This window comes from Ferdinandcohnia sp. SAFN-114, assembly GCF_059415045.1.
This window is the reverse complement of sequence record NZ_JBPFDQ010000144.1, coordinates 1-8059: the sequence shown is the minus strand read 5'-3', so window position 1 is coordinate 8059 and position 8059 is coordinate 1. Positions and strand designations below refer to the sequence as shown.

The 8059-nt window shown below is 39.8% G+C and carries 6 protein-coding genes; 1 reads left to right on the top strand and 5 read right to left on the bottom strand.

The features are described from left to right. Window positions 1-99 precede the first annotated feature (99 nt). The 5 genes from gcvH to ACR65M_RS25850 all read right to left on the bottom strand — a co-directional run bounded on the left by gcvH (window position 100) and on the right by ACR65M_RS25850 (window position 6731). On the bottom strand, window positions 100-483 hold the full coding sequence (gcvH, locus tag ACR65M_RS25870) for a glycine cleavage system protein GcvH (protein ID WP_099352648.1): 384 nt from the start codon (window positions 481-483) through the stop codon (window positions 100-102). A 109-nt stretch (window positions 484-592) separates the two neighbouring features. Next, entirely contained in the window at window positions 593-952 is a 360-nt protein-coding gene (locus ACR65M_RS25865; RefSeq protein ID WP_121446231.1) for an arsenate reductase family protein, read from the bottom strand. A gap of 194 nt (window positions 953-1146) precedes the next feature. Then, entirely contained in the window at window positions 1147-2931 is a 1785-nt protein-coding gene (locus ACR65M_RS25860; RefSeq protein ID WP_341330483.1) for an acyl-CoA dehydrogenase FadE, read from the bottom strand. Between the two features lie 55 nt (window positions 2932-2986). Further along, a complete protein-coding gene (locus ACR65M_RS25855) occupies window positions 2987-4165 on the bottom strand; it encodes an acetyl-CoA C-acetyltransferase (RefSeq protein ID WP_440274839.1) in 1179 nt (392 codons plus the stop codon). A gap of 181 nt (window positions 4166-4346) precedes the next feature. After that, window positions 4347-6731, bottom strand: a complete 2385-nt coding sequence (locus tag ACR65M_RS25850) for a 3-hydroxyacyl-CoA dehydrogenase NAD-binding domain-containing protein (RefSeq protein ID WP_440274838.1) — start codon at window positions 6729-6731, stop codon at window positions 4347-4349. A 252-nt stretch (window positions 6732-6983) separates the two neighbouring features. Between ACR65M_RS25850 and ACR65M_RS25845 the strand changes: the two genes are divergently transcribed. After that, window positions 6984-7133 carry a YuzL family protein gene (locus ACR65M_RS25845; protein ID WP_077619272.1) on the top strand — a complete coding sequence of 50 codons (150 nt, stop codon included), beginning with the start codon at window positions 6984-6986 and terminating at the stop codon, window positions 7131-7133. Window positions 7134-8059 lie beyond the last annotated feature (926 nt).

Genomic DNA, 8059 nt, shown 5'->3' with positions numbered 1-8059 from the left:
CAAATTAATGAAAAAGTGTTAAATTTAATATGGATAGGTGTTTTATATATGTCTCATTTGGCTAGGTCAGTTCAGTTTTCGGCTCTTTTTATAGAAATCTTAGTCTTCTTTTATCATTTCTTCATATTGTTCAGCTGTCATTAGATTTTCAATATCACCAGCATTTGCAGGCTCAATTACGATCATCCAAGCTTTTTCATATGGAGATTCGTTTACGAATTCTGGGCTGTCGTCAAGGTCTTCATTTATTTCTACAACTTTACCGCTGATAGGCGCATAAAGTTCAGAAACCGTTTTAACAGATTCAACACTACCGAAAGGCTCATCTGCTTGTATTTCATCGCCTACCTCTGGTAGTTCAACGAATACGATATCACCTAACTCAGATTGTGCAAAATCAGTAATCCCAATGCGTACTTTTTCCCCTTCGACTTTCACCCATTCGTGTTCTTCAGAATAACGTAATTCTTTTGGCGTGCTCATCTTGTACCCTCCATTAATTCGATATTATGAAATAATTAGTGTCCATTTTGATGAATAGTCTCAATAAAATGGATTATGTAAAAGTCCTTATTAAGGTCTTTCATCCGATTTATTTTGCCCAAGTGCTTTCAAACTGAGCCTCATTAAAACCAACAGTTACCTTCTTACCATCGCTAGTGAGTGGGCGCTTAATTAGCATTCCATCAGAGGCTAAAAGTTCTAACAATTCATCCTCGGAGGCTGTACCAATTTTGTCCTTCAATCCAAGTTCACGGTATTTTTGACCACTTGTATTGAAGAATTTCTTTAATTCCAATCCACTTTTTTGGTACATTTCTTTTAATTGCTCTTTTGATGGGGGATTCTCCACAATATGTATGTCCTCAAAGGTAACCTGATGTTCTTCAAGCCATTTTTTCGCTTTTCGACAGGTTCCACATTTTGGATACCAGTAAAATGTTAAAGCCATATTCTCACCACCCCTACAACATACTCCCCAAATATTTTAACATATAAAATTTTGAAATAACAACGATTCTCTAGATTCCCAAGAATAATTTCGACTCATTTCTCGTTTATCCTGCTAAAAAAAGAAAAAACCCTCTTACTTCAAGAAAAAAAGCCCCTATTATAGGAGCTTTTTCTAGCCGTTCAAGTTGGGAATTACACAGTGTATTTTTCAGCCTCGATAAGTGTTGCCGCAATTTCGCGTTTTTTCGCAATTACATTTACAGGGGTATGACGAGTTAATTTACGGAGTGCAGATGTCATCATCCGTAAAACATCACCTTCTTCTGTTGCAACAAGTGTTTCTTTAGCATGAGCTTCAATTTCATTAAATGCTTCTTGAACAAATACTTGAGTATAAAGGATCTTTTGTTGATTTTTATCTTCACCTGATTTTTTGATTGCTTTTTCTGTACGAAGAACGACAGATTCCATCGCATAAATATTTGCAGCAATGTCGGCAATATTTGCAAGAATCTCTTGTTCTTTCTCAAGTTTAGGACCAAATTTTTGTGCTGCAAGCCCAGCTATCATAAGGCCAATCTTCTTCGCATTGCGAACTAGAAATTTCTCTTGTTCTAGAACGCCCTCGCCCACCTCTTCAGGCATCAGCATCATTAGCTCCTCTTGTAGCTGTGTAGCTTTTTCAAGTAAAGGCAATTCCCCTTTTAATGCCTTACGTAGGAATGTTCCAGGAACAAGTAGACGGTTGATTTCATTTGTTCCTTCAAAAATACGGTTAATTCGAGAATCACGGTATGCTCTTTCGATTTCGTACTCCTGCATAAATCCATAGCCACCATGGATTTGAACACCTTCATCAACGACATAGTCTAACACTTCAGTGTTGAAGAATTTATTAATTGAGCACTCAATTGCATATTCAGCAATTGATTTTGCAACTTCTTTACCATTCTTTACTTCTTCTTCGGATAATTGGCCCATACGGTCTTCAAAATAACCAACTGTACGATACACGCTAGATTCAGCCGCATATATCTTTGACGCCATATTCGCTAATTTTTCTTGGATAAGGCCAAACTTTGAAATTGGCGTTTTAAATTGTTGACGTTGGTTTGCATATTTTACAGCTAGTTCGAATGCACTCTTCGCACCGCCAACCGCACCTACACCTAGCTTATAACGACCGATATTTAAAATATTAAATGCAATTACGTGACCACGACCGACTTCACCTAAAAGGTTTTCGACTGGTACCAGTGCATCTTCGAGAATTAGTGTACGAGTTGAGGAACTTTTGATTCCCATTTTCTTTTCTTCAGCACCTGTTGAAACACCAGGAAACTCACGCTCAACTATAAATGCCGAGAATTTATCGCCATCAATTTTGGCATAGACAACAAATACATCCGCAAAGCCTGCATTTGTAATCCATTGCTTTTCACCATTTAATACATAGTGCGTCCCTTCTGCATTTAATTTTGCAGTCGTCTTTGCACCTAGAGCGTCGGAACCTGAACCAGGTTCTGTTAACGCATACGCTGCTAGTAGCTCACCCGTAGCTAATTTTGGAAGGTATTTTTGTTTTTGCTCTTCATTACCAAAAAGAACAATTGGAAGTGAACCAATTCCAACATGTGCTCCATGTGAAATAGAAAATCCGCCTGCTCTTGCCATTTTTTCAGCAATTAAAGCAGAGCTTACTTTGTCTAGACCTAATCCACCATACTCTTCTGGTACGTCTACACCTAAAAGACCAAGGTCCCCTGCGCTTTTCAATAATTTTACTGAGCGATCAAATTCATGGTTTTCAAGATACTCAACCTGTGGCAAAACTTCGTTTGCAATATAGTCTTCTGTAGTTTTTGCGATCATTTTATGTTCATCTGTATAATCTTCTGGTGTGAAGACACGGTCCGCTTCTAAATCTTCGATCAAAAAGCCCCCACCTAAAACGACTTTATCAGTTGCATTTGACATTTGGTTTCCCCCTAAAAGTTTTATTCAGAGGCTAACTCTTTGTTAGCCTTACTTTTTAAGCTAGTAATTCAAACACTCCGGCAGCTCCCATACCGCCACCGATACACATTGTTACAACACCAAACTGTACATTACGTCGCTTCATTTCATGCATCAATGTAAGAGTTAATTTTGCTCCAGTACATCCAAGTGGGTGTCCGAGTGCAATTGCGCCACCATTTACGTTTACTTTATCTTCATCAAGTCCTAATTCACGAATAACTTGAAGAGATTGAGACGCGAATGCTTCGTTTAACTCAAATAACCCTATATCTGAGAGCTCAAGACCTGCATTTTTGAGTGCTTTAGGAATCGCTGCAACTGGACCAATACCCATAACTTCTGGTGGAACTCCAGCAACGGCAAACGATCTAAACTTCACGAATGGAGTCAGGCCAAGGCTCGTTGCTTTTTCACGATCCATTACCATTACAGCAGCTGCACCATCGCTTGTTTGTGAAGCATTTCCTGCTGTTACTGAACCTGTCACTGAGAAAGCTGGTCTTAGTTTTGCAAGCACTTCAAGATTCGTATCTTCTCGGACACCTTCATCTTGAGAAAAAAGGATATGTTTTTCTACTAATTTATTATTTACATCCACATGTCGAAGAGGTACGTCTACTGGAACTATCTCATCCACAAACTTACCAGCTTTAATAGCTGCAGCTGCCTTTTGATGACTTCTTACAGCAAAAGCATCTTGATCTTCACGACTTACACCGTATTTTACAGCGACCTGCTCTGCTGTATGGCCCATTCCCATATAGTATTCAGGTGCTGTTTCTGCAAGCCTCGCATTTGGACGGACAACATGGCCCATCATTGGTACTAGACTCATAGATTCTGCTCCACCAGCAATTGCGGTATCAGAATGTCCTATCATAATTTTTTCTGCTGCATAGGCAATAGATTGAAGTCCAGATGAACAATAACGATTAATCGTAATTGCCGGAACTGTATGTGACAATCCTGCCAATGCCCCTATATTTCTTGCCATATTTAAGCCCTGTTCTGCCTCAGGCATTGCACATCCGATGATTAAATCATCAATATTCCCTTCATAATTACCCGCTCGTTTTAATGTTTCTTTAACTACTAGAGCTCCTAAATCATCTGGTCTTACATTTGCTAGTGTACCTTTTTTCGCTTTTCCAACAGGGGTTCTCGCACCCGCTACGATGACTGCTTCTCTCAACACATTCCCTCCTAACTTTTTAAGGAAGGTAAAAGTACGGATAAAAATCTCTGTCGAATCTCTTCGTCACTCTGCCCCTACGGTCCTCACGTATCAATCCATACGCTCCGGTCCTCGGCGCTATCGTTCCTCGACCTTCTCGGATCTTTTCATCCTCCCTTTTACCTTTTATCTATGCTTATTAGTTACGTAATGGTTTTCCTTTTACAAGCATGTGTTGCATTCTAGCTTGCGTCTTTGGCTCACCGACAAGGCTAAGGAATGCTTCACGTTCAAGGTCTAATAAGTATTGTTCATCTACCTTAGTACCATATGGAACATTTCCACCTGCAAGTACCCAAGCAAGTTTTTTCGCGATCTTAAAGTCATGGTCTGAAATGTAACCAGAGTATTTCATTGCTTGTGCACCTAATAACAAGGTTGCGTATCCTGACTCACCAACAACCGGTACCTTCTTACGTACTGGAGCTTTGTACCCTTGTTCAGATAATGCTAACACTGATTTTTTCGCATCATGGATGAGATGATCTCCATTGAAGCTTATGCCGTCTTCTTTTGTTAAGAAGTTATTTGTACGTGCTTCATCGGCTGATGTTGAAACCTTCGCCATTGCTATTGTTTCGAAAACTTTGTTTGCGACATTTTGGAGATTTACCTCTACTCCTGATGGCATTCCTTGAAGATGGTTAAGGTAAAGTTCTTTATTTCCACCACCGCCAGGGATTACACCTACACCAACCTCTACTAGCCCCATATAGGTTTCACTTGAAGCTTGAACCTTGGCAGCAGGTAAACAGATTTCTGCTCCTCCACCAAGTGTCATGCCAAATGGTGCTACGACCACTGGTTTTTCACTATATTTAATATTCATCATCGCTTGTTGGAACTGACGAACAACAAGTTCGATATCATAAAAATTGTCATCCTGGGCTTCCATTAAGATCATCGCTAGGTTAGCACCGACACAGAAATTTTTCGCCTGGTTACCAATCACTAAGCCTTTATAGTTTTTTGCCACTTCATCAATCGAGTGATTGATCATCTGAATAATATCGAATCCAATTGCATTATTTGGTGATGTGAATTCCAGAAGTGCTACATCATCTCCTAAATCTATTAAACTAGCACCACTATTTTTCTTAATGACGCCATTTGTTTCTTTTAATGTCTTGATATTTATATTCTTTGGATTTACCTTAACTGCTTTGTATTCTCCGTTATGGTAATAAGAAACAGAGCTATTTTCTTTTTTATAGAACGAAGTATGTCCGTTTGCTATCATTTCTTTAATCCACTCTGGCACTTGGGCACCTTCTGCTTCCATCTTCTTCACAGATTTTTCAAGGCCGATTGCATCCCACGTTTCAAATGGACCTAATTGCCAACCGAAGCCCCACTTCATTGCCTCATCAATAGCAACGATATCATCTGCAATTTCACCTAAAAGAGCGGCTGAATAGATAAGTGCTGGGCTGGTAATATTCCATAAAAGCTTTCCGGCACGATCCTCTGCGTATAATAGTGTCTTTAACTTATTAGCTGTTCCTTTCACTTGCTTTATGGAAGCAGTAACTGGAGTTTGTAGCTTTTTTCTCTCTTGGTATTGGAGAGTTTCAGGGTTTAATTCTAAAATCTCCTTACCTTTTTTCAGGAAGAAACCTTGCCCTGATTTACTTCCCAACCATCCTTTTTTCAACATGACTTTCATAAAGTCAGGAACATCGAAAACTTCTTTTTCTGCTCCCTCAACTTGTTCATAAACATTATTGGCTACGTGTATAAATGTATCTAGCCCAACAACATCGAGAGTACGGAATGTTGCGCTCTTCGGACGTCCAATCATTGGACCTGTAACTGAGTCTACTTCTCCTATGCTATATCCGCCTTTTAGCATTTCACGAACGGTAACAAGCAACCCATATGTTCCAATCCTGTTTGCGATGAAGTTTGGTGTATCCTTTGCTTCAACGACACCTTTTCCAAGTACATCCTCTCCAAATGTTTTCATAAAAGAAAGTACTTCTGGGCTTGTGTTTTTTGTTGGAATCACTTCAAGCAATTTTAAATAACGAGGTGGGTTGAAGAAGTGTGTTCCTAAAAAGTGTTTCTGAAAATCTTCTGAACGTCCTTCAGCCATAGCCTCAACCGAAATACCAGATGTATTTGAACTCACAATGCTTCCTGGCTTTCTTACATTATCGATTAGGCTAAAAACCTTTTTCTTAATTTCAAGGTTTTCAACAACCACTTCAATTATCCAGTCAACTTCCGAAAGCTTTTCCATATCATCTTCAAAGTTTCCAGTTGTGATTAGAGCGATATTTTCTTTAGAAGTAAGCGGAGCTGGCTTTTGTTTCAACAACTTTTGGACTGCTGAATCACTCAGACGATTTCGAACTTGTTTATCCTCAAATGTAAACCCTTTCTTTTTTTCTACTTCTAAAAGTTCACGAGGAACAATATCTAATAGTAATGTAGGTATTCCGAGATTAGCTAAGTGAGCAGCAATACCCGATCCCATAACTCCCGAACCAAGAACTGCAGCTCTTTTAATGCTTTGGATCATTCACAGTTTCCTCCTTTTATGCTTTTTGAACATTTGAATGAACACTCATTCATTTTTGCTTCAAAAAAAATATCCCCTATTCAAATTTAGCTAATGGATTTTTGAACAACCAAAAGAATGAGTTCCTTTATATCTAAATATAAAGCAATATTTTAATTTTCGCAATATATTCAACAAACAATTTTTGGTTTTCTTTCGATTTCGCATTGAAAGTTGAGATTCAGGTGATTCTAATAACTGGAGGTGAATCAAATGGCTAAAGTTGATAAAAATCCATCTAAACGCGCGGTTAGTGCAGCAAGTGTAAAGGGAAATGCTGGTCCTGATACAAGAGCGCGAAGCGGAAAAACACAATCTACAAACCAACAATACGGGGCTCATAATACGGGCGGGGAAGAATAATAGGTAGTGGTTTTTACGGTGGCTATGGTGATGAAGGACTTTACGGCGGCTCTTGCGTTGCGTTCTGGACTTCATAAGACCGGATGAGGGACTTTACGTTGTGAACTCTTGAGCCGTGGGACTCCATCGTCTTGATGAAGGACTTTACGGTGGGAATTCTTGGGCGGTGGGGACTTCATCGACTTGATGAAGGACTTTTCCGTGTGATCTTTTGGGCGGTGGGGACTCCATCGTCTTGATGAAGGACTTTACGGTGCGAGCTCTTGGGCAGTGGGGACTTCATTGACTTGATGAAGGACTTTATGGTGCGAGCTCTTGGACGGTGGGGACTTTATCGACTTGATGAAAAGGAATTCGCAACAAATACTTAACCCCAATCCCTCTCATCACCTCGATGAAGAGGATTGAACAACAATTACCTCAGCGCAATCCCATTCATTACCTGGATGAAGAGGGTTGGGCAACAAATACTTCAGCCTAATCCTCATCATCACCTCGATGAAGAGGGTTGGGCAACAAATACTTAACCCCAATCCCCTTCATCACATCGATGAAGAGGGTTTGGCAACAAATACCTAACCCCAATCCCCTTCATCACATCGATGAAGAGGGTTTGGCAACAAATACTTAACCCCAATCCCCTTCATCACCTCGATGAAGAGGGTTTGGCAACAAATACTTAACCCCAATCCCTTTCATCACCTCGATGAAGAGGGTTCGGCAACAAATACTTCAGTCTAATCCTCTTCATCACCTCGATGAAGAGGGTTTGGCAACAAATACTTAACCCCAATCCCCTTCATCACCTCGATGAAGAGGGTTGGGCAACAAATACTTAACCCCAATCCTTGGTATGTCAACACTAAACTAGACACTTTTTTTAGGGTGTATCTTTTTAAATTCAATGGGACTTAGATAGTCAAGGG